25 protein-coding genes are annotated in these 25,224 nt (G+C 40.4%); 7 read left to right on the forward strand and 18 right to left on the reverse strand.

Annotated features, from left to right (window positions below; translation table 11 throughout):
• Positions 1-29 precede the first annotated feature (29 nt).
• The 3 genes from FPV17_RS20020 to FPV17_RS20030 are packed head-to-tail and all read right to left on the reverse strand — an operon-like array spanning position 30 to position 2,238.
• Positions 30-803 (reverse strand): tyrosine-protein phosphatase, encoded by a 774-nt coding sequence (locus tag FPV17_RS20020; protein WP_144560221.1) that lies wholly within the window; start codon positions 801-803, stop codon positions 30-32.
• A 20-nt stretch (positions 804-823) separates the two neighbouring features.
• Positions 824-1,519 (reverse strand): CpsD/CapB family tyrosine-protein kinase, encoded by a 696-nt coding sequence (locus tag FPV17_RS20025; protein WP_144560222.1) that lies wholly within the window; start codon positions 1,517-1,519, stop codon positions 824-826.
• Positions 1,520-1,539: 20 nt separating this feature from the next.
• Positions 1,540-2,238: a YveK family protein gene (locus FPV17_RS20030; RefSeq protein ID WP_035394321.1), complete on the reverse strand. Its 699-nt coding sequence runs from the start codon at positions 2,236-2,238 to the stop codon at positions 1,540-1,542.
• A gap of 282 nt (positions 2,239-2,520) precedes the next feature.
• On the opposite strand from FPV17_RS20030, the gene FPV17_RS20035 reads away from it, so the two are divergent.
• Positions 2,521-3,441: an LCP family glycopolymer transferase gene (locus FPV17_RS20035; protein WP_035394320.1), complete on the forward strand. Its 921-nt coding sequence runs from the start codon at positions 2,521-2,523 to the stop codon at positions 3,439-3,441.
• A 42-nt stretch (positions 3,442-3,483) separates the two neighbouring features.
• On the opposite strand, the gene FPV17_RS20040 is transcribed toward FPV17_RS20035, so the two are convergent.
• Both FPV17_RS20040 and FPV17_RS20045 read right to left on the reverse strand, forming a co-directional pair.
• On the reverse strand, positions 3,484-3,798 hold the full coding sequence (locus FPV17_RS20040; RefSeq protein ID WP_144560223.1) for a DMT family transporter: 315 nt from the start codon (positions 3,796-3,798) through the stop codon (positions 3,484-3,486).
• Complete coding sequence (locus FPV17_RS20045) at positions 3,795-4,130, reverse strand: DMT family transporter (RefSeq protein WP_035394319.1); 336 nt, start codon at positions 4,128-4,130, stop codon at positions 3,795-3,797. The genes FPV17_RS20040 and FPV17_RS20045 overlap by 4 nt, the downstream gene beginning before the upstream one ends.
• 101 nt (positions 4,131-4,231) lie before the next feature.
• On the opposite strand from FPV17_RS20045, the gene FPV17_RS20050 reads away from it, so the two are divergent.
• Together FPV17_RS20050 and FPV17_RS20055 are read left to right on the forward strand one after the other, a co-directional pair.
• On the forward strand, positions 4,232-4,819 hold the full coding sequence (locus tag FPV17_RS20050; RefSeq protein ID WP_060704478.1) for a TetR/AcrR family transcriptional regulator: 588 nt from the start codon (positions 4,232-4,234) through the stop codon (positions 4,817-4,819).
• A 75-nt stretch (positions 4,820-4,894) separates the two neighbouring features.
• The gene (locus FPV17_RS20055) at positions 4,895-5,542 is read left to right on the forward strand and encodes an SDR family oxidoreductase (protein ID WP_144560224.1); all 648 of its coding nucleotides are present in this window, start codon (positions 4,895-4,897) and stop codon (positions 5,540-5,542) included.
• A gap of 45 nt (positions 5,543-5,587) precedes the next feature.
• On the opposite strand, the gene FPV17_RS20060 is transcribed toward FPV17_RS20055, so the two are convergent.
• Positions 5,588-6,811, reverse strand: a complete 1,224-nt coding sequence (locus tag FPV17_RS20060; protein WP_144560225.1) for an FtsW/RodA/SpoVE family cell cycle protein — start codon at positions 6,809-6,811, stop codon at positions 5,588-5,590.
• A gap of 144 nt (positions 6,812-6,955) precedes the next feature.
• Between FPV17_RS20060 and galE the strand changes: the two genes are divergently transcribed.
• From galE to FPV17_RS20075, 3 genes are all read left to right on the forward strand, one after another.
• Positions 6,956-7,969, forward strand: coding sequence for a UDP-glucose 4-epimerase GalE (galE, locus tag FPV17_RS20065; RefSeq protein WP_144560226.1), 1,014 nt, complete (start codon positions 6,956-6,958; stop codon positions 7,967-7,969).
• 189 nt (positions 7,970-8,158) lie between these two features.
• A complete protein-coding gene (locus tag FPV17_RS20070) occupies positions 8,159-8,428 on the forward strand; it encodes a GNAT family N-acetyltransferase (protein ID WP_144560227.1) in 270 nt (89 codons plus the stop codon).
• A 96-nt stretch (positions 8,429-8,524) separates the two neighbouring features.
• Positions 8,525-9,784: a hypothetical protein gene (locus FPV17_RS20075; RefSeq protein ID WP_035394314.1), complete on the forward strand. Its 1,260-nt coding sequence runs from the start codon at positions 8,525-8,527 to the stop codon at positions 9,782-9,784.
• Between the two features lie 14 nt (positions 9,785-9,798).
• Here FPV17_RS20075 and FPV17_RS20080 read toward each other — a convergent pair whose 3' ends face one another.
• The 5 genes from FPV17_RS20080 to fabZ all read right to left on the reverse strand — a co-directional run bounded on the left by FPV17_RS20080 (position 9,799) and on the right by fabZ (position 17,467).
• Entirely contained in the window at positions 9,799-11,043 is a 1,245-nt protein-coding gene (locus FPV17_RS20080; protein ID WP_144560228.1) for a DNA polymerase IV, read from the reverse strand.
• Between the two features lie 236 nt (positions 11,044-11,279).
• On the reverse strand, positions 11,280-12,773 hold the full coding sequence (locus FPV17_RS20085; protein ID WP_144560229.1) for a peptidoglycan-binding protein: 1,494 nt from the start codon (positions 12,771-12,773) through the stop codon (positions 11,280-11,282).
• Positions 12,774-13,061: 288 nt separating this feature from the next.
• The gene (locus tag FPV17_RS20090; RefSeq protein WP_144560230.1) at positions 13,062-14,012 is read right to left on the reverse strand and encodes an agmatinase family protein; all 951 of its coding nucleotides are present in this window, start codon (positions 14,010-14,012) and stop codon (positions 13,062-13,064) included.
• A 94-nt stretch (positions 14,013-14,106) separates the two neighbouring features.
• Positions 14,107-16,785 (reverse strand): YhgE/Pip domain-containing protein, encoded by a 2,679-nt coding sequence (locus tag FPV17_RS20095; RefSeq protein WP_186370678.1) that lies wholly within the window; start codon positions 16,783-16,785, stop codon positions 14,107-14,109.
• 259 nt (positions 16,786-17,044) lie between these two features.
• On the reverse strand, positions 17,045-17,467 hold the full coding sequence (fabZ, locus tag FPV17_RS20100; protein WP_035394312.1) for a 3-hydroxyacyl-ACP dehydratase FabZ: 423 nt from the start codon (positions 17,465-17,467) through the stop codon (positions 17,045-17,047).
• Positions 17,468-17,601: 134 nt separating this feature from the next.
• On the opposite strand from fabZ, the gene FPV17_RS20105 reads away from it, so the two are divergent.
• Positions 17,602-18,366 (forward strand): alpha/beta hydrolase, encoded by a 765-nt coding sequence (locus tag FPV17_RS20105; RefSeq protein WP_035394310.1) that lies wholly within the window; start codon positions 17,602-17,604, stop codon positions 18,364-18,366.
• Positions 18,367-18,415: 49 nt separating this feature from the next.
• Here the strand turns inward: FPV17_RS20105 and FPV17_RS20110 are convergent, their stop codons facing one another.
• The 7 genes from FPV17_RS20110 to FPV17_RS20140 form a co-directional block, all read right to left on the reverse strand.
• On the reverse strand, positions 18,416-19,042 hold the full coding sequence (locus tag FPV17_RS20110) for an FMN-dependent NADH-azoreductase (protein ID WP_035394309.1): 627 nt from the start codon (positions 19,040-19,042) through the stop codon (positions 18,416-18,418).
• A 105-nt stretch (positions 19,043-19,147) separates the two neighbouring features.
• Positions 19,148-20,224: a Ger(x)C family spore germination protein gene (locus FPV17_RS20115; protein WP_144560232.1), complete on the reverse strand. Its 1,077-nt coding sequence runs from the start codon at positions 20,222-20,224 to the stop codon at positions 19,148-19,150.
• Positions 20,221-21,318, reverse strand: coding sequence for a GerAB/ArcD/ProY family transporter (locus FPV17_RS20120; protein WP_035394307.1), 1,098 nt, complete (start codon positions 21,316-21,318; stop codon positions 20,221-20,223). The genes FPV17_RS20115 and FPV17_RS20120 overlap by 4 nt, the downstream gene beginning before the upstream one ends.
• Before the next feature lie 16 nt (positions 21,319-21,334).
• Positions 21,335-22,849 (reverse strand): spore germination protein, encoded by a 1,515-nt coding sequence (locus FPV17_RS20125; protein ID WP_052007780.1) that lies wholly within the window; start codon positions 22,847-22,849, stop codon positions 21,335-21,337.
• 161 nt (positions 22,850-23,010) lie between these two features.
• Positions 23,011-23,616, reverse strand: a complete 606-nt coding sequence (locus FPV17_RS20130) for a DNA-directed RNA polymerase subunit beta (RefSeq protein ID WP_144560233.1) — start codon at positions 23,614-23,616, stop codon at positions 23,011-23,013.
• A 20-nt stretch (positions 23,617-23,636) separates the two neighbouring features.
• On the reverse strand, positions 23,637-24,416 hold the full coding sequence (locus tag FPV17_RS20135) for a flagellar hook-basal body protein (RefSeq protein WP_035394305.1): 780 nt from the start codon (positions 24,414-24,416) through the stop codon (positions 23,637-23,639).
• A gap of 14 nt (positions 24,417-24,430) precedes the next feature.
• Positions 24,431-25,222: a flagellar hook-basal body protein gene (locus tag FPV17_RS20140; protein WP_035394304.1), complete on the reverse strand. Its 792-nt coding sequence runs from the start codon at positions 25,220-25,222 to the stop codon at positions 24,431-24,433.
• Positions 25,223-25,224 lie beyond the last annotated feature (2 nt).

The following is a 25,224-nucleotide window of genomic DNA, read 5'->3' on the forward strand; positions in this document are numbered from 1 at the left end:
CTCTACTACAGAGCTTCTCAAAGCAACCATTAAAATAATCCAAATAGCTTCTTTCTTTTTTTTGTTACTCTTTCAGGAGGCTCAAGGTAAATATGCTTATTTTCAACAATTAATCGAGCATTTTCCTTGTATTCAAACAGTAATTGGGAACCAAATCGATCTTCTACGACTTGATATGCTTCCTGCATACGTAACGTGCGATTCGATGTATTATGAACATCGGATGCGATTACATGAACGAGATTCGCTTCAATCAGTTGCTCGCTTAACGTTTGAATGTCTTTGCCAAAATAACCAGTTAAACTAGATGATGTTAACTGAGCAAGTGCACCGTTTTTAATCAGCTCATACAGTTTGTTTGGTGATTCCATAATCACCTTGTTTCGCTCTGGGTGTGCAATAATTGGAATATACCCTTGAGAACCTAGTTCATAGAATAAACGTGTTGCATAGACAGGTATATCATTTGAAGGAAATTCCACAAGAACATATTTGCTGTTTGCTAAACTTAAGCTTGAACCGGACGCTAGGTCACTTGGTACATCTCCATACAAACGTATTTCCTGACCGACCATAACCGTCAGAGGAATACCTTGTTTGTTGAGCTCCTCATTTAACTCCGCCACCGCATCGTGTAAAAACGATCCATCTAGCAGAGGAAAATTCGGGTGCTGATGATGAGGCGTTGCCACCATCGCTGTAACCCCTTCGCTCACTGCTTGCTCGGCAATTGCGATACTGTCTTCAATCGTTTTTGCCCCATCATCGAGCCCGGGTAAGATATGACTATGAATGTCAATCATCCAGCTCTCCCCTTTTTCCTTTATTGATAATAATAGTACGTATTTTGATCAATTGGCTTATTGTTAAGTACTACACCTAGTATGTTGGCTTTTGCTTTCACTAGATTCCCTTTCGTTTGCTCAAGCTGATCGCGGTCTGTCTTTCCGCTTGACGTTACAATAATAGTGCCATCCACTTTACTAGATAAAATTTGTGCATCCGCTACAGCCATAACTGGTGGCGTATCAATGATGACCATATCAAAGTTCTCACATGCTTCTTTAATCACTATTTCCATCATTTTTGAGTTTAACAACTCAGCTGGGTTTGGCGGGACGGGTCCGCATGTTAGCAAGCTAACGTTTTCAATGGACGTTTCCTGCGCAACATCGACTAGCTTCTGCTGCCTTGTTAATACATTGGTTAAACCGTGTGTGTTCATTAGGCTGAATGTATAATGTGCGGTAGGCTTTCTCATATCAGCATCAATTAATAAAACACGTTGTCCGTTTTGTCCCATTACAACTGCGAGATTAGAAGCCGTCGTTGACTTCCCTTCCCCTGGACCGGCAGACGTAATTAAAAGAGATTGGATGTCTGTATCGATAGCAGAGTATTCAATATTTGTACGGATATTTCGATATTGCTCTGTTATTGGAGAATGTTTATTTACATCTGCAATAAGCTGGCGTTTCTTTTGTCCTTGACCTTTTTTCGTACGAGTTGACCTGGCCATAAGTCACCTACTTTCTTAAGCTATGACGATTTCCTCGCCGGTTCAACAGCATCCATCGTTGAGACTACTCCAAGAACAGGAAGGTTTAAGATCTTCTCAATATCTTTTTCTGATTTCACTGTTGTATCTAAGTATTCAAGTAAAAATGCTAATCCTACTGCTCCCATTAATCCAACAACAAACGCAATCGCCATATTTAAAATTGTATTAGGACTCGATGGTGATGGATTTTCACCAACTACTGCTTCTGATAGGATTGTTACATTATCTGTGCTTAGAATATCGGGAATTTGCGCTTCAAATACAGTTGAAATTTCATTTACAATGGCTGTTGCTTCTTCTGGTTTGTCAGCTTCAACCGTTACAAGTAGCACTTGGGAATTGTTTTGATTTGTCACAGACACCATATTTTGAAGTGTACTAAGACTATAATCTAAGTTCCCATTTTCAATGACATCATTTAAAATACGAGGGCTTTTAATGATCTGCGTATATGTACCGACGAGCTCTAAACTTGTTCGGACATCGTTTTGAGTTACGCCTTCCTCTGTACCTGCTTGATAAATTAATAATTCTGCAGAACGTTCGTATTTTGGAGTAAGGACAAAAACACTTACTAACGTACCAGCTAACATTGCTAACAACGGAATCGCAACGAGCAATTTCCAGCGTTGTTTTAATGTTTGAAAGATTTCTTTCAAACTTATCGTTTCTTCCATCTAATCGCTAACCTCCTAAACGTATACCATAACTCAAATCGAATTATATCATAATTTGACTAACAATATTGATAAATCATCGTCATTTTTATTGCTAATTCTACTGTTTCAAACAGGATTAGACCGCATCTATTGTATTTGTAGACCAGGAAAACGAACTTTTCACTAAAAATTACAACAAAATGTTCTTGTTCTTATGATCAGCTTCTTTTATCCTAGTAAGAGAGAATGAATACATACATCGTTACATTTACCATTTTAATAGTAGAAAGGCGTTTTTAAATGAAGAAAAAAACGGCACTGAAAGTAACCGCATTAATCTTTGGAATCCTTTTTTTAGTCGTAATTGGAGTAGGCCTTTATATCTTTAATGATATACGAAACACTGCTAATCAAATGTATGAGCCACTTGGTGATCGTCAAGGGTCTTCGCCCATTCGTGAAACCGAGATTCAAGAAGGAGAACCTATTTCCATTTTACTAGCTGGTGTTGACCATACACCTGGTCGTGAAGAAGATGTCGTAGGTCGTTCAGACTCCATTATTGTGATGACATTAAATCCGGTAGAACGATCTACGAAGATGCTTTCTATTCCGCGCGATACACGTGTGAACATTGTCGGTAGAGGGACAACAGAAAAAATTAACCACGCCCACGCATACGGCGGGGCAGAAATGTTAATTAATACGATTGAAGAAGCGTTTGATATCCCTATTGATCACTATGCCGGAATTAATATGGAAGGGTTCACTCGCCTTATTGATGCTTTTAATGGCGTCGAAGTCTACAATGACCTTTCCTTTACAATGGATGGCTCTCAATTTCCAGAAGGGACCATTTCTTTGGACGGCGAAGAAGCACTAAAGTATACACGCATGCGCTATGACGATCCTCGCGGCGATGCAGGACGCGCTAATCGACAACGGGATGTAATCGAAGCATTAATGAACGAAGCGGCTTCCCTTAGTTCGATTACAAAAGCAGGAGATATTCTTGATGTATTAGGCTCTACTGTTCGAACGGACTTAGCATTAGGCGATATGTGGTCTTACCAGTCCGATTATATCGATGCACTCGATCAAGTAGATCAAATTGAAGTGAATTATACAGGACAGACGATTGACGGCTTGTGGTATGCGATTGTAAATGATGAAGAAAAAGCGCGTGTACGAGACGAAATGCGTAGCCATCTTGATTTATAAAGCGACACAAAAAAGGAGCGCAAGAGCGCTCCTTTTTTAATTCTAAGATACTAACCGTAAACCAATTACGGCAACAACAACGAGACCGATAAAGAATAGTCTTAACCGATCTTTTGATTCATTGTAGAAGAACATACCAACTAGCGCACTACCGACTGTACCAATTCCAGTCCACACTGCATATGCCACACCGAGGGGGATCGTTTCCATTGCTAATCCTAAAAGGGTGAAGCTTATAATAAAGCCAACAATTAAGATACTAAAACCCTTTTTCTTTTCGCCTGTTGCAATCATCTGAATCCCACTTACGCCTACTACTTCAAAGATACCGGCGATGATTAACATGATCCAACTCATGCTTCATCCACCCCTTCAACCTTTTTATTACCTGTGACAAGTTTTAACCCTAATACCCCTGCGAGTAAGACAACAATAAAAAAGAACATCCATAGATTAAACGATGCACCAAATAGAAAAATATCAACAAATACTGTCCCAACAGTACCAAGTGCTACAAATATTGCGTATACTGTACTCGTCGGTAAAACCGTTGCAGCACGGACAAGTAACGTAAAGCTAACGACGATTCCAATGGTTGTCAGACCCCATTCAAACGGTGTACTGGCATACTTAAGACCAGTTGCCCAGCCGACTTCAAAGATACCTGCTATAATTACGAACATCCACATATAGAGTCACGCACCTTTATTTATTCATCATACTAACTACCGGTAGTTAGTATAACACGCTTTAATAATGTTGACAATCTTTTTTCCGAAAGGATGACACAATGAATACAAAAGCACGAATCATGGACGTCGCACGTCACTCTTTTTCAAAACATGGGTACGAAGGAACCACTTTAGCTCAGATCGCAAAAGAAGTTGGCATTCAAAAACCCTCTATGTACAATCACTTCAAAAGCAAAGCCGAGCTCTATTTACTACTATGCGAACGAATCACAAGCCAGCTTGTTGATACCATTGCATCGACTGCCGCACAGTATGAAACGTCAGAAAGTAAAACAAGGCTTTATCATGTATTGAAAAACAGCTGCGATTTTATTATGTACGAACAAGAAGGTGCTATGTATAAACGATTCATGTTGTTTCCACCAGCTGATCTCAAACAAGACGTTCTTTCCATTGTTCTAAAGGGAGATGAAGCGATTCATCGCACCCTTCACGAGCTTTTTCAACAAGGACAAAAAGAAAAGCGGTTTAAACCTATACCTGAACAAATGTTTCTTTCAGCGTATTTCTGCTTGCTTGATGGGCTTTTTACCGAAAGTTTTATTTATGAAGACGATGACTTTCAACGGCGGTTTAAAGAAGCTTGGACCATTTTTTGGTACGGTATATCCACCGACTCGTTATAAACTTAGAGGTTTTAAATAGGTGCTCCTTGGGAATCCATACACACATCAGTGAATACCTTAGGAGGAATAACATTCATGAACGTACTCGTTATTGGAGCGAATGGACAAGTCGGTAAACACCTTATTCAACAATTGCAGGAAAGCGAACATACATCAATTGCCATGGTTCGAAAAAAGGAACAAGTCGAGACGATGAAGGAGCTAGGAGCAGATGACGTCGTGATTGCCGATTTAGAAGATGATTTCAGTGAAGCATTCACACAAGCGGATGCGGTACTATTCGCAGCTGGTTCTGGTGGTTCAACCGGAGCTGATAAGACGCTAACCGTTGATTTATGGGGTGCCATAAAAGCTTTTCGTTACGCAGAAGACGCATCGATTAAGCAGTTTGTTCAGTTAAGTTCCATCGGGGCAGGCAACCCAGATGCCCAGCCAGACAAAATTAAACACTATATGGTTGCCAAAGCAGTCGCAGATCAAGTACTAATGTCCACATCCTTATCTTATAGCATTGTACGCCCAGGGGTTTTAACGAATGACAAGCCAGCAGGCACTATTCAAGCTAAAGCTGAATTTGAGCAACTCTCGGATAGCTCTATATCAAGAGCCGATGTGGCAGCTGTATTAATTGAATCATTAACAAATGAAGCTACTCACGGCAAAGCCTTTGAAATTATTGGAGGCAGCGAACAACGAACAGACGCATTATCTACACTTAACTAATTGCACAAAAGAAAGCTTGCTATGCCAGGGCATAGCAAGCTTTCTTTATGCGTGTCTTCCTCTTAATTCGTCTAGCCTCGCCGCTTCTTTTGAAGGTTCAAACATATAGCTTTTCTGCCTCATCCCAATATTTAAAACAATCCCAATCGCAATCATATTGGTCATCAATGCACTTCCACCATAGCTTAAAAACGGTAGAGCAATACCTGTGACTGGCATTAAACCAACCGTCATCGCGATGTTTTGAAAAATTTGAAACGTTAGCATCCCAGCAATACCTGCAATCATATAGGTTCCATATAAATCTTTACACGCCATCGCTAACATAATCATGCGATAAATAAGCAGAAAAAACACACAAATAACGAGCGTTGAACCAACGAACCCAAACTCTTCCCCTATCACGGCAAAAATAAAATCTGTATGCATTTCGGGGATCGCAGCATTTGCTGCTTGCACACTGTTTAAGAAACCAACGCCTAATAGTTGACCAGAGCCAATACCAGTCGTTGCCCCTAGCGTTTGCATCGCGTAGCTCGTCGCATATTCTTCTGGATATAACCATCCGTAGATGCGTACAAGTTGATGTGGTTCTAATAGCTCCCATTGAATAAGTAAATCGACATAATTAAAAAATAAATAAAAGATAAGGGCAATAAAAGCTGTTGCCATGCCTGCTAACATAAGAATAATCTTCATCGACATATTGGATACAAGTATGGCTACTGCCACAATTGATACGAGTACAAGGGCTGAACCAAGATCAGGTTGTTTTAATACTAAGAAAATAGGTGGTAGGCTAACGGCTAAAATCAGTCCCAGTTTCATTAAGTCTGTTTTTAGATTTTGCTCTTTATAGCGTTTGTTCAAATACATAACAAGATGCGCTAACGCTAGCACTAATATAATTTTCATAATCTCTGACGGTTGATAGATAGGCGTATTATTAATCCCAATCCATCTCGTTGCTTCGTTCCTTGACACCCCAAAAAATTCAACAATTAACAGTAATATCATTCCAAATGTATAAGCCGGTATCGTTAAATATTTAAAATATTCGTAATCTAAAAACATGATAATGACAATTAGCACTACACCAATAAGCATCCAACGCGCTTGTGATAACATATACACATGCCGATAAGCCTCGTCCACATATTGACTAGTCGTTCCTGCATAGATAGCCATTGCACTTATACATAAAAGCAAAAAAACGAGAAATAGTAATGTGTAATCAATCCGGTCATGCCACTGTTTCTCTCTCTCCATGACGGTCCCCCTTTAATTCCACTTCTTTCAATCTATCATACCATGTTTTTTCCTAACCGCGTATGAAATAGCCAGCTATTTTGTTGTTTCCTTTTCTTTGCTATACTGAACATAATCTCATCTATAAAGAAGGAGTTTTTGTCCATGTCGATTCTTGTCACAGGAGGCGCCGGTTATATAGGTAGTCATACATGTGTAGAGCTCTTACAAGCTGGCTATGACGTCATTGTCGTTGATAACCTTGCGAATAGTCGTGAAGAAACGTTAAGGGAAATTGAAGCGATCTCAGGTAAATCACTTACGTACTATTCAACAAATTTGTTAGACACAAACGGTTTGGATCAAGTCTTTGAAAATCATACGATTGACGCAGTTATTCATTTCGCTGGATTAAAAGCTGTTGGAGAATCCGTTGAAAAACCACTACACTATTACGAAACAAATTTACTAAGTACGATTCAACTATGTAAAGCAATGGAACGTCATGGCGTACATAAATTGGTTTTTAGTTCATCTGCCACAGTATACGGCATTCCTGAACAAGTGCCTGTTCATGAGGATGCACCCATTCAAGCACTCAATCCATATGGTCGTACGAAAATTATGATTGAAGAGATCTTGCGCGATCTTGCTGCTACGGATGAAAAATGGAGCATTTCGTTGTTGCGGTATTTTAATCCGATCGGTGCGCATAAGAGCGGCAGAATTGGCGAAGAACCGAGTGGTATTCCAAATAACTTAATGCCTTATATTACGCAAGTTGCCGTTGGTATAAGAGAAGAGCTTTCCGTTTTTGGTGATGATTACCCAACAGAAGATGGTACGTGTATCCGCGATTATATTCACGTGGTTGATTTAGCATTAGGCCATTTAAAAGCACTTGAAAAACTTGAAGAGACAAGCGGTGCTCAAGCTTATAACCTTGGTACAGGGAATGGGTACAGTGTATTAGAAGTTGTTGCCGCTTTTGAAGAAGCATCAGGCAAAACGATAGCTAAAAAGGTCGTCGAACGACGCCCAGGCGATGCACCTGTTACGTATGCAGACGCCTCGAAAGCAGAGCGCGAGCTAGGGTGGAAAGCAGAGCGTGGGTTAGGAGAAATGTGCGAGGACTCGTGGAGATGGCAGTCTCATCGGGCAAAACAACTAGCAGAATAACGGTTAAAAGCTTTGGGGCCTACTCCAAAGCTTTTTTGATTTTTCATGTATAGGCTTCATTTTTATCGTTGACACTATTCTAGTACGATTAAATGATAGCGTGACGGGTATAAGAGATAAATAAACACGATAGCGAAACTGGCTATTCCATTCGTATTGAAAATCTAACAACAGAAAGAGTGACACGTCATGGAGATACAAAAGTCGCCTCAATGCTACTGGATTGAAAAAACGGCTTCACAACCAATTGCAGAGCTCACTTTTACAAAAGAAGAAGAAGTCCTTACTATTACTCATACATTTGTCGATCCAGCGTACCGAGCACAAGGATTAGGAGCAGAGCTAGTTTCATCTCTCGTTGATGATGCTCGCACACACAAGCAAAGGATTAACCCTGTATGTCCTTATGCAAAAAAACAGTTTGAGCAACACCCTGAATACAAGGATGTGCTTTTGTAGCACGTACAAAATCTTTCATACTTTCGCATCCGTTTTCATGGTAAGATAGGAAAAGATTTTTAATACTAAAATTTGACTTAGACGGAGGAACTTTCGATGAAAACACCCTTCACTGTTCGCGCGCAATTGCGACTTGTGAGTGTTCTTTTTGGTGTGATGATGCTTGCTGCATGCACAACACCCGAAAGTAGTCCTGCTCCAGCAAATCCCGATGATTCATCTAATACCTCTCCCATTGACGAGGGTAACCCTCAAGCACCTGTTGAAGAGGAAGATGTTCCCTATGACGAAATGGAAAATGAGCTTTCGTTCTCGGCTGGAAATGAAACAAAAATACTCTCTGCACAAGCCGTAACGGCACCTTTTGATGCGACTTATATCGTACCTGAAGGAATGGATGTATTAGCTAATGATGATTCCTTAACGTTTACGGATACACCAGACCTCCCGTATCATTTACAGGTCTCTGTTCGTACTGAATCACTTCCATCTGATTTTGATCTCGCTCGACAACGGGACTACACATCGCTATCCTTGCGTTCAAATGTAAATGAACCGAGTGACATTGATCTTGAACGCTTTCCGGAGCTACTATTTGACTACTATTACACCATCGAAACAACGAATGAAACCATTCATCGTCTCGTTCACTTTGATGAACAAGCCGACCATATGTATATCGCAACATTGAACACACCTGAATCGAGGCAAGAAGATCCAAATTCCTACGCAGAGGTTGTCAGCCTGTTTCATGCTATTCTATCTTCTGCTAATGATGAAGAAATAGAAGTTGAAGCTGATACTGATTCTCTTCTTGATAAATTACAAGATCGATCTTCTTATTATGATGAAGAAAATCAGGCTCATGAAAAAGAACGATCCGTCTTCACCGCGCTTTACGAAGATGACGAATACGCATTCTCTGTTGAACATTTCACCCTTTTTCATACCTTTAGCATTTATTTACCTGAAGGCTATCAAAAGCGTTCTTTAGGAGAGCACTCTTATAGTTTTACGAATCGCGAAGATGAAGATTTTCAACCAATTACGTTAATTATTGGACTTACGCATCCTGATATTCCACTGGATTTGCATATTAGCGCTTTACGTTCTGCCAATGAAGAATTGTCTGCTGAAGAGTATCCTATGTTCGATTTCTTTGACTATGTATTTGTCGAAATGAATGACGACGACACATTTAAAAGTGCGACGCTCATTAAAGAACGTGAAGATCAACGCATTTTTGAAGCGTCTATTCGTACAAGCCAAGAATACCTTGATGAGTTAACCTTTATTAAACTTATGACTGCCCTTTTAGAAGTGGACGATCTTGTAGAAGAAGTGCCCGTTAAATAAAACAGGCACTTTTTTTATTTGTAATGACCACCAATTTTTTTGCTTCGGTCTAGTAGTTGAGAAGCCTGTTTTAAAGATGAGGCTCGCTGAATTGCCACTTTACCATATTTATCACGAATATGATCCATAACATAGCCAATTTGCGACAGCCGATCACGGTTTTGATTATCGTCCAATAAGCTCATCTGCCAATTCTGGTCGCTTTGGAGATTTGTCATACCTACACTGACTCTCCTAACCGGAAACCCATCCCAGTATCGTTCGAGAAGTTGATTGACACCGTTAAAAACTTCCATCGTAATATTTGTTTCAGTTGGAAGCGTTAATTGACGATGAAAACTACGCTTCTCCACGTGATCTGCACCATTTAATCCTAAACTTATTGTTGCGCCCATTTTACCTGCGTGTCGTGCCCTTGAACAAACCTCTTCACATAGCTCTAATAAAACTACGTGTAAATCTTCTTTCGTCGTATAGTCACGTGGCAACGTCATGCCATTGCCAAACCCTTTTCTACCAGCATGCGCTGCGCGAGTGACAGGAGAATAATCAATACCGTTTGCTGACATCCACAACACTTGGCCATGTAAACCGAACTTTTCTTTTATGCGAGATCCTTCTGTTTGTGCTAAATGACCGATTGTCCGAATGCCCATGCTTTTAAAGTGAATATCCATTCGTTTTCCTACACCAAATAAATCACTAATAGGACGTGGCCAAATCGCTAACTCCATCATGTCTTCTGTTAACGTATAAATACCATTTTTATTTTTTTTTGCAAATAAGTCACAGGCAAGCTTAGCAAGTACTTTATTTTCGCCAATTCCTACTCGAGCTCTTAAACCCATTTCTTCTTTAATACGGGCTTGAATTTCTGATGCAATCTCTTGAGGCGTTCCAAACAAACGTTGACTCCCGGTGACATCCATAAATTGTTCATCAATGGAGTAGGGTTCAATTAAGTCTGTATACTCCCCTAACAGCTTAGAAATACGTAAAGACACATCGACATATTTCTGCATTCGGGGCTTCACAACAACTACATCAGAACATTTCTGTTGCGCTTCATAGAGACGCTCTGCGTTCTGAATCCCTTTTTCTTTCGCAAGCGGGCAGGCAGCCAAGATAACACCACTTCGTCGATTCGGGTCACCTGATACAACAAGCGGCTTGCCTGCATACTGAGGGTTTTCCGCGTGTTCGATCGAAGCATAAAAAGACTCCATATCCAGTAATAAAATTGCCTTTTCGTTTGTCATCTGCCTACCTCCTTCCTCACATTATACCCGAATGCACGTTCTGTAACCAGATAAAACGCGTGTGTATGTTCGGTTTTTTTCTGGTATACACTCCGAGGATTTCCAGTGGTAGCGATTTCTTCCTAATTTAAAAAGGAAAGCAGAAGATCCCTACTAAAAATAAACAGATGATGCATGCTTATTAAAAAAAGCGGGTATAGATGAGGAATCATCTATACCCGCTTATCTCAGTAATCTTAGTGTAAACGTTTAGCGCCTAAATATCTTGGAGCCCAATAGGAGTTGTTTAAGTCAGAGACTTCTACACCGCGAGAAGAACCAGTGTGAATAAACTTGTTATCGCCAATATAAATCCCATTATGAGTTGGACCAGCTGCGTATGTCTCAAAGAAGACGATATCGCCAATGCTTGGTGAACTTACTGATGTACCAGCGTTCCACTGAGCTGCTGCTGTACGAGGAAGTTCGATTCCATTTTGACGGAAGATATACTGAATCATTCCACTACAGTCAAATCCTGCAGGAGATGTTCCTCCCCATAAGTAAGGTACGCCAATAACAGATTGAGCTGAAGAAATTAAACCTGATACAACGTTACTTGAACTTGAAGTAGACGTATTGCTTGTGTTTGTATTCGTTACAGGTGCTGCGTTATTTGTATTTGTATTTGTGTTCGTACTTGGAGCCGGTGCTGCCGCTGTATTATTTGAACTTGTACTTTCAGAAGCAGTTGAATCATTTGAAGATGAGTTCGACTCAGTGCTCGTGCTCTCGCTTGAAGATGAGCTTGATCCAGTGCTTGTGCTCTCGCTTGAAGATGAGCTTGATCCAGTGCTCGCTGCAGCCGGGCTACCGCTAAGCGTACGTACTGTAGCTGGTCCAGCAATTCCATCTGCGGAAATGCCATTTGTACGTTGGAATTCCATTACGGCTTTTTTCGTAATTTCGCCATAATAACCAGTCGGCTCTGCATTAAAGTACCCTAATGAACGAAGCTGTTGCTGTAAATCCGTTACATTCTCGCCACGAACGCCTACACGCATAGAAGAAGATGCCGGTGTTTCTGCCGGTGCTTGTTCTTTTTCTACTGTTTGCGTAGCTTCTTGTTTTGGTTCTTCCTTAGCTGGCGTACTTGTTTCTGTTGATACCGTTTCAGAAGCTGCTGGCTTCGCGTCAGCTGTACCTAGGGCACCGCGTGTTTCTGGACCAACAATTCCATCTACTAAACGTAAGTTTTGCGCTTTTTGGAATGCAACAACAGCATCACGGGTAATGGAACCATAATAACCAGTAGAAGATTGGTTAAAGTAACCTAAAGAACGTAATTCGTCTTGTAGATTTGTAACATCATTTCCTCTGCTACCAATTCTAAGTAAATTCGATTGAGTAGTTGTCGTTTCTTTTTTCTCTACTTTAGTAGTAGATTCTTTTCCTAAAAGTGAACCGAACGTTTCTGGTCCAGCAATTCCGTCAACGCGAAGGTTGTTTTCTTTTTGATAATCCAATACAGCGTCACGTGTATATGTACCAAAATAACCTGTTGCTTTATGGTATGTAAAAAAGCCTTTTTCTTTAAGTATGTTTTGCAGTTCTGTTACGTCCTGATGAGACATACCTTGTTTTAACGTTTGGTCACCTACTGCTGCTTCCGACACTTGTGGAGCAACTGCTACAACTCCAGCAACAACAGCTGAAGAGAATAAAAATTTGTTTAGATTCGATTTGCTCAAGAGAATGCCTCCTCAAAATTTTAAAATAGATCTAGTTTGTTATGACATGAATGATTATGATTAACTACTACATGATCTTCTTCGACAAGATTGACTAAATTTTACACGATATTTCGCTCTTAATCTATCAATGTAACCAAAATGTAATATTACATTTGTAATAATACAGACAAAAAACGCATAATAGCACGTATTTATGCGTCAAAAAAAATTTCCAATTACTAGTTTACTAGGACAAAAAAAGTTAGCTTACATGCTCCTCTTAAGAGAACATGTAAGCTAACTCACTTACGTACGATTTCCTTTTGTTTGAATATGACCTGCTAAAGCGTATAACACAAGGGTTGAAGCAAAATGTGAAGAAACATCGTTCGCATCTTGCTGCGGGTAAACCTCAACAAAATCCATTCCAATGACTCCCCTAGACGTAAATTCATGTACGAGAGTCAGTAGTTCGTATGATGTAAGACCATTCGTATCAACTGGTCCTCCCGGATTAAACGCTACGTCTAATACATCACTACAAACCGAAAGGTAAATCATATCAACCTCTTTTGCAGCTTCTTCATAAAGGCTAGCTGCATAAGCGCGTAAGTTCGTCGCTTCTTTTATATCTGTACTGGTAATGGTCTTTGCCCCTGCTTCATGTGCATATCGACCTGTTTCTGGTTTATTTCGCGGCCCGTGTATACCGATGTGCAGTAAGCTCTCATTTCGTACTTGATCAAGCTCATACAAACGAGCAAAAGGGGTTGACCGTGCATACTTTTCCCCTTCGTGATGCGGCATATTATCATAATGCGCATCTAAATGTAGAATGCCAATCTTTTTATCCGGAAACTGTTCAGCTAAACCAGCAAGAATTGGATACGTAATCCCATGATCCCCACCTAAAGCAATGGGAAAAGCCCCTGTTTGCCAGACATTTCGTGAAAAGGTTTGAATTCGCTTCATCGTTTCATCTACATCTGCCGGAACAACATCAATATCACCTAAATCCGCTAATTGTAAGTGCTCAAAGACATCGATATGGTCTAACTCTGGCAAATACCCAGAATATCGTGCTGAAGACAGTCGCATTACTTTTGGACCCAACTCGCACCCTGTATAATCACCCCATGTGACTGCCCCTTCCCATGGAACCCCATACACAAGTACATCTGCGTCATTTATATTCTCAACTGTTCCATTCTTAGCACCTAAAAAAGGCGGTGTGTTTCCATAAATAGGCTCTGTCATTTGTTCATCTCTCCTTTACACATCTCTTCTTTCTCATTCCTGTTTTCCTGAAAAGAAAACCTTTTTATAAGGAGAGATAAACGAAAGGCTTTGTTTAATCAATCATTCGACTTGATTTTGATTTAGCAGTAGTCTCTTGCATTCGCTTTGCTAGTGGTTTTTTCAGTAATAAACCAAACGACAGAGCCAGAACGAAGACAAGAAGTAGCACGCCAATCATAGTAGCTGCAGTTGACCAAACAATACCTCCAACAGCTTCCCTCAGCAAATTAATAGCATAGGTAAACGGTAAGAATGGATTAATTGCCTGAAAGAACGGTGGTGCCACTTGAATTGGAAATGTTCCTCCTGCACCTGACAGCTGTAAAACCATTAGAACGATTGCTAGCGCCTTCCCAATATTTCCGAATACGGAAGCCAGAGTGTACACGATTGTCATAAACACAAATCCAGTTAATAGCGTAAATAGAAAGAAGTAAACTGGATGAGCAGCATACGTCCCTAATAAAAATAGGTTTCCGAGGCTGACGATCGTTCCTTGTAAAAAACTAACGATTAAAAAGAGTACTAAACGGCCTAAATAAATGTGATGGGCCTTATACTCTTCACGCATATCTTCTGGATGAACATCTGTTTTCAATAAGTTGACGAGAAGGAGAGAACCTACCCAAAGCGACAGAGCTGTATAAAAAGGCGCATTAGCAGAACCATAATTCGGTACTGCATAAAGCTGTTCTTCAACCAGCTTGACGGGCTCTCTAAAAAAAGCACTTTCCTCTTCAATGTCATTTCGAAGTAGCGCGACCATATCATTCAGATTATGATTTTCATCAAAGTCACGAATACGATCGGCTGCGTTCCCAACCGTTTCTTCTAAATCCGGCAGTTGTTCATCTGCAAATGCAGCGACTTCCCCTAACGTTTCTTCAAATTGAGGAAGGTTCGTTTGAATAAGCTGTATGACGTTTGACAATTCATCTTCTATCATCGGCAAATCAGTACGAACAAAATCAGCTGCGCCGTGGATGTTCTCTTCAATACCTGGAAAATCAGTAGCAAAGAACGTATTCACATTGTGAATGAGTCTCTGAAGCTTCGGTAGCTCCTCTTCAATAAACTGTACGCCTTCTTGCAGCTGTGCTCGAACAGTTGGCAATTCACCAAGTAGGTAACGAATTTGCTCTTCTCCAGCCACACGAACCTGATCTGCTTGATTAATGAGTTGTTCAAGTTCTGGTAGACGATCCCGTTGCTGTTGAATGGTTCCTTCAACAGTTATTACATCTTCTTTTAACTGCCCAATCCCCTCTTTCATCGTTGCTGCTGCATCATTGGAAAATAGACCTTGGGCACGACTCGCACTTCCTTGTATGGCCGCAACACGATCGCGTAATGATTGAAGCTGGTTCTCTCCAATCGATCCAGATGATTTTAGAACATCAAGCCCGTCATCAACTTGCTGTTGTAACGCATTTAATTGTTGATTAAGGGATGCTAATGAATCAATTAGTGCCTCTGTGTCTGTATTTGGCGATAACTCATTTACTTGTTCAAGAAACGATATGGCATGCCCAATGGCCTCTTGATTGGATTCGAGCAAACGACTTGCTTGCTCTAATTGTGGGATAACGTGCTCAATGCTTTCACCTGATTCCACTTGTTCTAATGCAGCTAAAATAGAACTTGACGTTTGTTCGATGAGTGTGGCTTGATTGGACATGAACTGAACAATTGGATCAACGGAGCGTTCCAACTCATCTAGAACGTCCACCATTTGTTCCGCATACTGCTCCATATCCCCACTTATTTCGGTTGCTTTTGGAAGTGCATCTTTGGCTTTCGTGAGCGCTTCTTCCGCAATAGTGAGCAACTCTAATGTTTGCGTCAGCTGACTTTCTATTTCATCTAATCGCCCGTTTACTTCTTCCGCTTGAACAACAATATCATCTACCTCCGGCAATACTTGCTCGACCTCTATTAATCGGTCTGCTATTTGGTGGACCATTGGCAAGTAACCTTCGACTTGGATAACAACATCTGCACCTTCATTAATTGCATCGAACTCTTCTTCCACCGCCAAAAAACGATCCAGCTTTTCTCTTAATTCTGGCCAGTCGTTTTGAAGTTCAATAACCGTTTCACCTAACTCATTAATCTCTGGAAAACGATCCTCTAAATCAAAAATTAAGTTTTCAATACGACGAATAGTTGGCAACTCATTTTCAAGCTCTATGCCAATATCGTTCAATTGTGTAAACAAAGATCTAGAAGCTTCTTCAAGAAATTGCTGACTAATCTCATCCACAACAGCCGATGCACCAGCAGAGGTCATTTTAGGGGCAATCGCATTCATTTTTTCGTTGACTTCATAACGAACTTCTGGTGCATGTGGGTCACCGTTAATGACGCTCGTTAGTTGCTCAGAAAATCCTGCATCAAGATACACACTTGCATAGTACTCACCATCTCGTACCCCTTTTTCCGCTTGTTCTCGATCAACAAAAATCCACCCCATCTTATCGTTATCGGCCAAATTTTGAACAAGTTCGTTTCCGACATTAATGGGCTCCCCTTCTACAGTGGTTCCTTGATCTTCATTAACAATCGCCACTTTAATGCCCTCTGTATTACTGTAAGGATCCCAAGAAGCAGCAATATTAAACCAAGCATAAAGAGCTGGTAGAAAAGCGAGGCCCACTAATAATAGCGCAACGAGTGGTACTCGCTTTAAATTTCTAAAATCCTGTTTTATAATATCGCGTATTTGTTTCATAGCGTATCTGTCTCCCTTAAGGTTACTGATACATATCATACAAGAGAGTTTTATAATAGACAATGAATATCCACAAAGAGAACAATCTTACATATTTGCATATGTATCAAGGGGTTTGTCTTTAACGACTGGGCTTTTTCATTCATAAAAAAATATGTGAAATTCCTCTAAAATGTACGGATAACATAAAAAAGAACGAGGGGTTAACCCACGCTCTATTCTATCCGTTCTATTAAGAGAAAAGTTGAAGAACCTGCTCTTACTTAAATGCAAATGTCATGTCAGCTTGAGCAGCAATTTCACCATCAACGTAAGCAACACCAGTCGCTTTTGCAACAGGTCCTTTCATACGTGTAATCTCAATTTCTAACCGAAGCTGGTCGCCTGGGCGAACAGGACGTTTAAATTTACACTGGTCAATTGCTGCAAACAAACCAATTTTTGTTGTGTCTTCTTGCGCTTTCGCTACTGCAATACCAGAAACTTGAGCTAAAGCCTCAACAATTAACACACCCGGCATAACAGGATATTCAGGAAAATGCCCATTGAAGAACTCTTCATTGACCGTAACATTTTTAATCCCTACTGCTCGCTTTCCGGCTTCTAATTCAAGAACCTTGTCAACTAACAAGAATGGGTAACGATGGGGAATTAACGCTTTAATTTCTTCTATTGATAACACGAACGCCGCCTCCTCTTTCTTTCTATTCGACTTATTTTATCATATTTTTCGCCTCAAACTAAGCAAGAGAAGGATTTATAGAATGACTAGCGAATAAGGATAAGTGAAAGACCATTGTAAAAGGAGCGAATATCGTGGCACTAATTCATATGACAATGCATGCGACTACTATAGGAAAACAAATAGGAATTCAACTCATCTTACCTGATAACGCTACACCTCCATATAGAACACTTTATCTTTTTCATGGCTGGAGCGATAATGAGACCGCTTGGTTACGTAATACAAACGTTGAGCATCTAGCAAATGAGTATAACCTTGTCATCTGCATGCCTGATGTTGGACTGAGTTATTATAATGACATGTCCTATGGCGGGAACTATTATTCGTTCATTCAAGACGAGTTGCCAACGACGATGGAGAAACATTTTACTCTTTCTAAAAAAAGTGAACATCGCTACGTTGCGGGCTTATCAATGGGTGGATTTGGTGCATTCAAGTTAGCGTTAAACGAACCAGAGCGGTTTCGAGCAGCGGCAAGTTTCTCAGGCGCTCTGCTTATTGAAGACTTAGTTGCTCTTCAAGAGAAGAACCAAGATACAGAGAGAAAACCTTACATGCAAGCCATTTTTGGGCTTGAGAGGAACATTGCACAAACGAAGAATGATCTTTTATATAAGCTAGACCAAGTTGACAAACAGTCTATTCCATTACCATTGTTTCAATACTGTGGGACAGAAGACTTCCTCTATCCGATCAACCAAACATTTCGTAAGCATGCCGAGAGGACTTCTCTTCCTTATCAATACATCGAGGGACCAGGGGATCATACATGGGACTATTGGAATGCTTGTTTAACTAATTGGCTAAAGCGGCTAAACGATTTGCAGCTTTTATAATAAAAAAACGCATGAAAGGATTGTTCTCCTTTCATGCGTACCTACTTTATTAGAAACGTCCAGCTGCTGTTGCAACGTTTGTTAGTCCTTCTTCAAGAATGCGCTCTTTTTGATCTGGAGCCGCATTATGCCCTTCAATAACAATCTCTTCCGGGTTCACGATACCCCATAAAGAAATAGTCTGGCGGACAAGTTTCATTGCCATTTCTGCACTTTCCATCGGTGTGCCTTCTGAATAAATGCCACCACGAGCACTTAGAAGAACGACTTCCTTATCTCCAGCTAACCCTATTGGGCCATTTTCAGTGTACTGGAATGTAAAACCAGCTTGAGCTAAATACGAAAGATACGTAATAAGGGGAGCCGGTACTGTAAAATTCCAAAGAGGAAAAGCAATCATTAGTTTATCTGCTTTTGAAAACTGATCACGGTAATAGCTAATCGTATTAACCAATTCCTCTTCTTCAGCCGTCAAATCAACTTGTTGCGCTTTCTTTGTTAGTGCTGCAATAGCCTTTTCACCGTAGTAAGGCAGATTTGCTTCGAAAAGGTTCACCTCTTCAACTGTATCTTGCTCATGAGTTTCCTTATATGATTGAACAAATTGATTATACATTTTTACGCTGACGCCATGCTCATGACGATCACTAGCATTAATCATTAGTACATTAGCCATTATATTTTTCCTCCTACTAAAAAAAATGAACGTCTTCCATTTTACCGCTACACGGTCATTTGTAAAGTAGGTACTTTAAGGATATATAGTATAAAAAAGATACTGTTATTGGCTAACGCCTGATTCAACAATCTTCACATCTACTTTAACGTGTACATCCATTTGTTGGAACGCGTTATACCACTCTTCCTCACTTATCTTCTCTTTCTCTAATTGCCTAGCTCCTAACCCTATTGGATCGACCTGGTTTTCTTGCATTAATGAAACAATATCACGAATTCCAGAAGCAATATTGGCTTTAGCCGCTTCTACAATGTCCTTTACTTTTTCTTCAGTAATAAGCCCTCCTGAATATTCACTAATACGACTTTTCACTTTTACATCAATGTGAATCACGTTTTGATCCATATCTGTTTTTAAATCTAAGTTAGATCGTATTTCTCGGAGCACCGCAACTCCTTCCCCTTGATCCATCGCAACTTCAATTAATCCTCCATGCTGATAACCATCTTGAATTAATTTCAAATAAAAGGAGTCGTTTAAATCAACTTCTGCCACAAAGCGATCGTCTTTAAAAAGAGCCATCCCCTCTACTCGTAGTGCATTTTCTGTATAAGATAATATCGGCATAATAGGGTCTTTGCCCTTTTCATAGTAAGCTCTCATAAATAAGTGCATATTCGTTAGCGGTAAGTTTCCATAGTCTACATTGTGGGAAAGCATATCACTTAAGTAAGTACCTATTTCTGTTTGCAGAGGAAATTCACGGTTTAACATCGTCTCTGCCTTCCCTCTCGTCACACAGAGATACGACTTTAGTGCAATCGTTGGATCTCGATAATACGTATCCAAAAGAGAGAAAATACCGGACTTTGCGAGCTCATCTTGAACAACAATGGCAGAAATTTTCCCACCGTGGATAGGTCTTGAAGACATGGCATTCAGCTTTAAACGAAGCTCTCTCGTTGATGTTGACACAGCAGAAAGCGTTACGTTATTCAGTTCCTCTTCCATTGAATAAGCGGATAATGTTACCGTACCACGAAACTGATCGTCTTCTGCCCGATCAAAACCGACTATTGTCACGAGTTGAAGTTCATCAATAATATTCGTACGCACCCCAGAAAAGAAAAGGATCACAACCATTATCGTCACAAAAAAAATAAAAATCTTCTTTTTCATGCCGAATGCCCTCCTTTCTTTCTTCGTATATAACTAACGATTAAAAGTAATGGAATGAAACCGAAAATAAATACTGGTCCAATATAGTTAATGCTTTCATTGAGCATATTAATCTCATCACGAGTCGTAAATTGAATGGTCGTTATAAACACTAATATAAGTACGAAGAAAACCGTCTTTCTGTGTGTTATACGAAACTGAAGCTTGAGAAGACGACTGGACGCCCAGATCGTTAAGATGATATTTGGAAAAATAACAAGTAGCCACATCGCGATTCCGATATATTCAACCCGCTCAATAAAAACGAAGGAAGCAATTTTCCATGCGCTTAAAGTCGGCCAAATAGTCAGCTTCAACTGCTCGGCGCTATAGTAGATAAAGGTTAAGAACGTAATCACTAAATAAGCGATGGTTGTAGCGAAACTACCTAAATGAGCGTACTGCTGCGCTTTATCCTTGTCTTGCAAAAATGGATAATAAACAAAAATTAGCTCCGCACCTGCAAAACTTAATGTTAATATGAAACTTGCTTTAAGAATATCAAGAAACGTCGACGACATCACTGGATACAAATGAAACCATTCGGCATATTCAAGAACTGGAGCAATAGTTGGTGTTAACAAAAAAGGAAGAAACGAAAATAAAAACGTCAAGCCAGCTATTACTCGAAACCCCTTTACAATGGCATAATAGGCAACTAATAAGAAGGCAAGGGCAATCGACCACGTCGCTAGCTCTATGTAAATCCACACTTGGACGATCTCAATATAGGTGCGTAAAACGACAACCGCTAGAATGGCAAAATAAAGGCTAAAAAGAATCGTCATGATACTACCTAGCCATTTTCCATATAAAGTCTTGTTGACCATATAAAGATCAGGCTGTTGCGTTCGTTTGATTGTCTTAAACATCATCCAAATAATAAGTTGGTTGGCTGCACCTGCAATCACTACTGCAAGCCATGATTGGTAACCTGCTATTTCAGCAATATAGCGTGAAAAGCCTAATACTCCCACTCCAAATTGTGCGCCATGCACAAGGAAAAAAGCCATATAAGCAGGGACTTGTAGATGATTAGGGGGCGTTTGTGCCATTACAATGCTCCTTCTTCTAATAACCGTCGTCAATATCTTTAGTCGGCTTAGAATGTCTGTTAAATGGTCGCTTCTTTCTCTTCGTTTGCAGAAATCGCGGTCGCGTCCCTTGCATTGATTGCGGCAACCGTAATAGAGAATCTTTCATATCTGTGAAGGAAAAGGGGTAAATAGGAGCCATATATGGTCTACCTAATGAAGTCAGCGATAATAAATGGCTCATACAAATAACCGAAACAAGTGCTATTGCAATTAACCCCCATGCTTGAGCAGCAATGATAAATGGGAACCGCACAAAACGAATCGTTGTCCCCATGCGATAAACAGGGATTGTAAACGATGCTAAAGCAGCCAATGACACAATAATGAGCAGGACATTACTTGTTAAACCTGCTTCAACAGCAGCTGTTCCAATGACGATCCCTCCAACAATCCCGATAGTTTGACCAACCTTTGTTGGAAGACGAGCTCCAGCTTCTCGAAGTAACTCAATTGTTATTTCCAAAAAAAGCGCCTCCATAATTGGTGGAAACGGAACCGCTGTTCTTGAAACAACTAGACTGGAAAATAAGTCTTGCGGAATGATTTCTGGATGATACGTTAAAATTGCTACATAAAGGGGCGTTGCGAAAATAGAAAAAAACACCGCCATAATACGTACCAACCGTAAAGCAGAAGCTGTTTGCCAAGAGAGAAGATAATCCTCGAAAGCGGAAATAAATTGAAATGCAGTCACAGGTGTAATGAGTGCTTGCGGTGAACCGTTTGTTAAGATGATGATCTTCCCTTCTAACAACGCTCCTGCCGATCGATCAGGTCGCTCCGTATCAATGATCTGTGGAAAGATTGATCGTGTATCTTCAAGCACTTGTAGGAGCATGGAAGCATCTTGAATTTGATCAACGTCCAACTCACTCATGCGTTTTTGTACAGTTGCCACATTTTCCTCATTCGCAATCGATTTGCAGTAAACGACGTATACATCTGTTTTTGAATGACTGCCTACGGTATATTTTTTCATGTATAAATCTGACGAAGGAATACGTCGTCTTAATAAATTGATATTTACTTCAACCGTTTCAATAAACGATTCTTTCGAGCCAAAAACACTGAACTCAATTTCCGGTACAGTTACTTCACGATCTTCTTGATAAGACAAATCCACTAACAGATAATTCTTTTTTCTGCTTTCTTCAACGAGCAACAAGATCGACCCTTTTAAAAGCCCCTCATCCGCTTCTAAAGCCGTGTGACAAAGCTTCATTTCAGTTGTATACAATCGTTCTTTAAGTTGTTCAAATGTATAGTGAGATAGCTTACCCATAGGGTGCAGAACATGAGAAGGCAACTTTTGCATGTCGATCATGGATTCAAAATAAAACATCGTCACTTTTTGTTTTGCGCCTTGCCAATCTTCCCTCTTTACGAAATCATCAGATTGACTTGCATGTACGATGACCTCTTCAATGGTTTGATAGGAAGCAATATGCTTTTTGGGTTGGTTCGGCGATTTTTTATTGGAAAAGACCATTGATTCCTATCCCTCCACATTTTTCTCTAGTATGTGAGACAGATTTAAAATCATACATGTTTCTTCTATTGCAAGAAGAGATCTAGCTAAAAGCTTGTTAATAGAAACGAACGAACCTAAAAAGGCACGGAAGGATTTTGTTCATCCTTACCGTGCCTTTATCATTGACCTCTTATGGTATCAATAATGTTGTACCACAACTCTGGTCTTAATACTTCAAATGTATTCTCTTCGCCACCGATAACCGAAAAACCAATTACTAATCCGATTATGAGCGCAGCGCCTGCTAATACAGCTACAACGATAATTCTTAACCAAATGGGAATGAGTCTTATACGACCTCGTTTAAATGGCTCATTCTCACGATGGGTATTTTCTTCCTCATGTTGTTTTCGCTTTCGTTCTTCTCTCGTCAGCGGCTCTTGCGTGTGAAGAGGGGCAGCACCAACAGATTCTTCATCGATCAACGCTTCTGTCGATTCAACAACTTCCTCTTCACTTTCCTCAAGCAAAAGCATCTGTTCCGAGTTTTCCGCATTAGTATGATCACCTTCTTCTTGAACGTGATCGTTATGATCTTGCACTGGTTCTTGGACATTTTCTTTCTCAAACGTCTCCGGATTGGCAAGTTGCTCTTGGTCACTCTTCTCGAGCATTGAGTCTGAAGAAGATTCATTATTAGGTTTTGCTTTAGACTCATTTATTTGTTCCTGCATCGAGGACTCTTCTATCTCTTTATCAGAAGTGTCGTTGCTTCGATCACTCAAGTCCGCACCTCCCCCTCGCTTTAACGTCTAATATTGTTTACGAGGCCAGCCATGTCATCGGAAAATGTAAACGCTCTTGCTTGTAGCTGAATTTGCCTTTGTGTTGAAATAAGTTGAGTCATCTCTTGACTTAAATCCACATTCGATTGCTCAAGCGCTCTTTGTTTTAGTTGATTTGCTTGCGCTTGTCCAAAGATAGCATCTTCTTGAAGGTAGACATATTGATTTTCTCCAACTGCTTCTAAAGCCTGAGGCCGGTCAATCTGTGTTAACCCGAATGTAGGAATAACTTGTTCTTGTCCGTCAGCAAGTTCTGCAGTCAATCCACCCTGCTCAAGTCTTAGTGAAATAGTGGATGCAGGTAAAAGAATAGGCGTTCCATTTTCATTAAGCAGTGGTTCTCCACTTTTCGTTACGAGCGAAAGTTCTCCTCCTGCTGTTTCAGAGAAATAAAACGTTCCGTCTCTCGTTAAACGCTGACCATCGTTTGTTGCTATTGTAAAGAAAAGTGAAGGCTCCGTCAAAGCAAAATCGAGAGCTCGATCGGTTTCTTTCACATCCCCTTGCGTTGCAGATAGAGAAGTTAGTGATGCTCTCGCTCCAGTTCCCACTCTTAAGCCATGTGGTGTTGAGCGATTTTCATTAGGTTGATTCGTATATTCTGATGAGAGTACATCCGAAAAAGAAACTGAGCGACTTTTAAACCCAACGGTATTAGCATTTGCAATATTGTTTGACAGCGTCTCCAGCTTTCTTTGTAGCTGCTGAAGCGTTGCCGCGGAACTATATCCGGATATCAACGGTGTACCCCTCCTTAACTAATTCGCCCAACTTCATTCACTGTTTTTTCTAAGCTTTGATCATACGCTTGAATAACCTTTTGATTTGCTTCAAACAACCGATAGGCTTGTAACATCTCATTCATCGTGCTCGTCACATCAACATTGCTGTTTTCTAGTGCATATTGTTGCACTGAAAACGTTACGGTATCTACATTATAAGCGGATTGCATATCCGTTTGATCATTACGTACGTATCCGTTCCCCTCTTTTATGAGGCCATTGACATCATCAGCGACAACAACTTCAAGAGAGCCAACTTCTTCTCCACCTACTACGACAACACCAGAAGACTGAATCGTAAAGGATTCGTTTCCTACTTGCAGCGGATTACCGTCGGTGCCTAGTACCCGTCCACCGCTAGCCGTAACAAGATTGCCATTCAAGTCAACTTGAAAATTTCCGTTTCGTGTATAACGAATACCATTTTCTGTTTCAACCGCAAAAAAAACCGCTTCTCCATCGGTAGCTCCACCCTGAACCAACGCTAGATCAGTGGCTTGTCCAGTCTGTTGAATATCGCCTTGTTGAGCGTTCATCATATGTTCCTGCAAGTAAACTGCAGTAGGCAATTCACCGACAACTTGTCTATTAGGTGATTGATAAGCATTGTTCGCCTGCATTAGCATTGTTGGAAACGACCGTGTTACCGACTGATCCGCTTTATACCCAGGTGTATTGGAGTTAGCCAAATTATTCGTTAACTGGTCTTGGCGATATTGCATCGAAAGCATGCCACTTGTTGCAGTATAAAAACCTTTTAACATAC

Origin of the sequence: Shouchella miscanthi (genome assembly GCF_007725405.1) — a bacterium.
Lineage (GTDB): Bacteria > Bacillota > Bacilli > Bacillales > Bacillaceae_D > Shouchella > Shouchella hunanensis.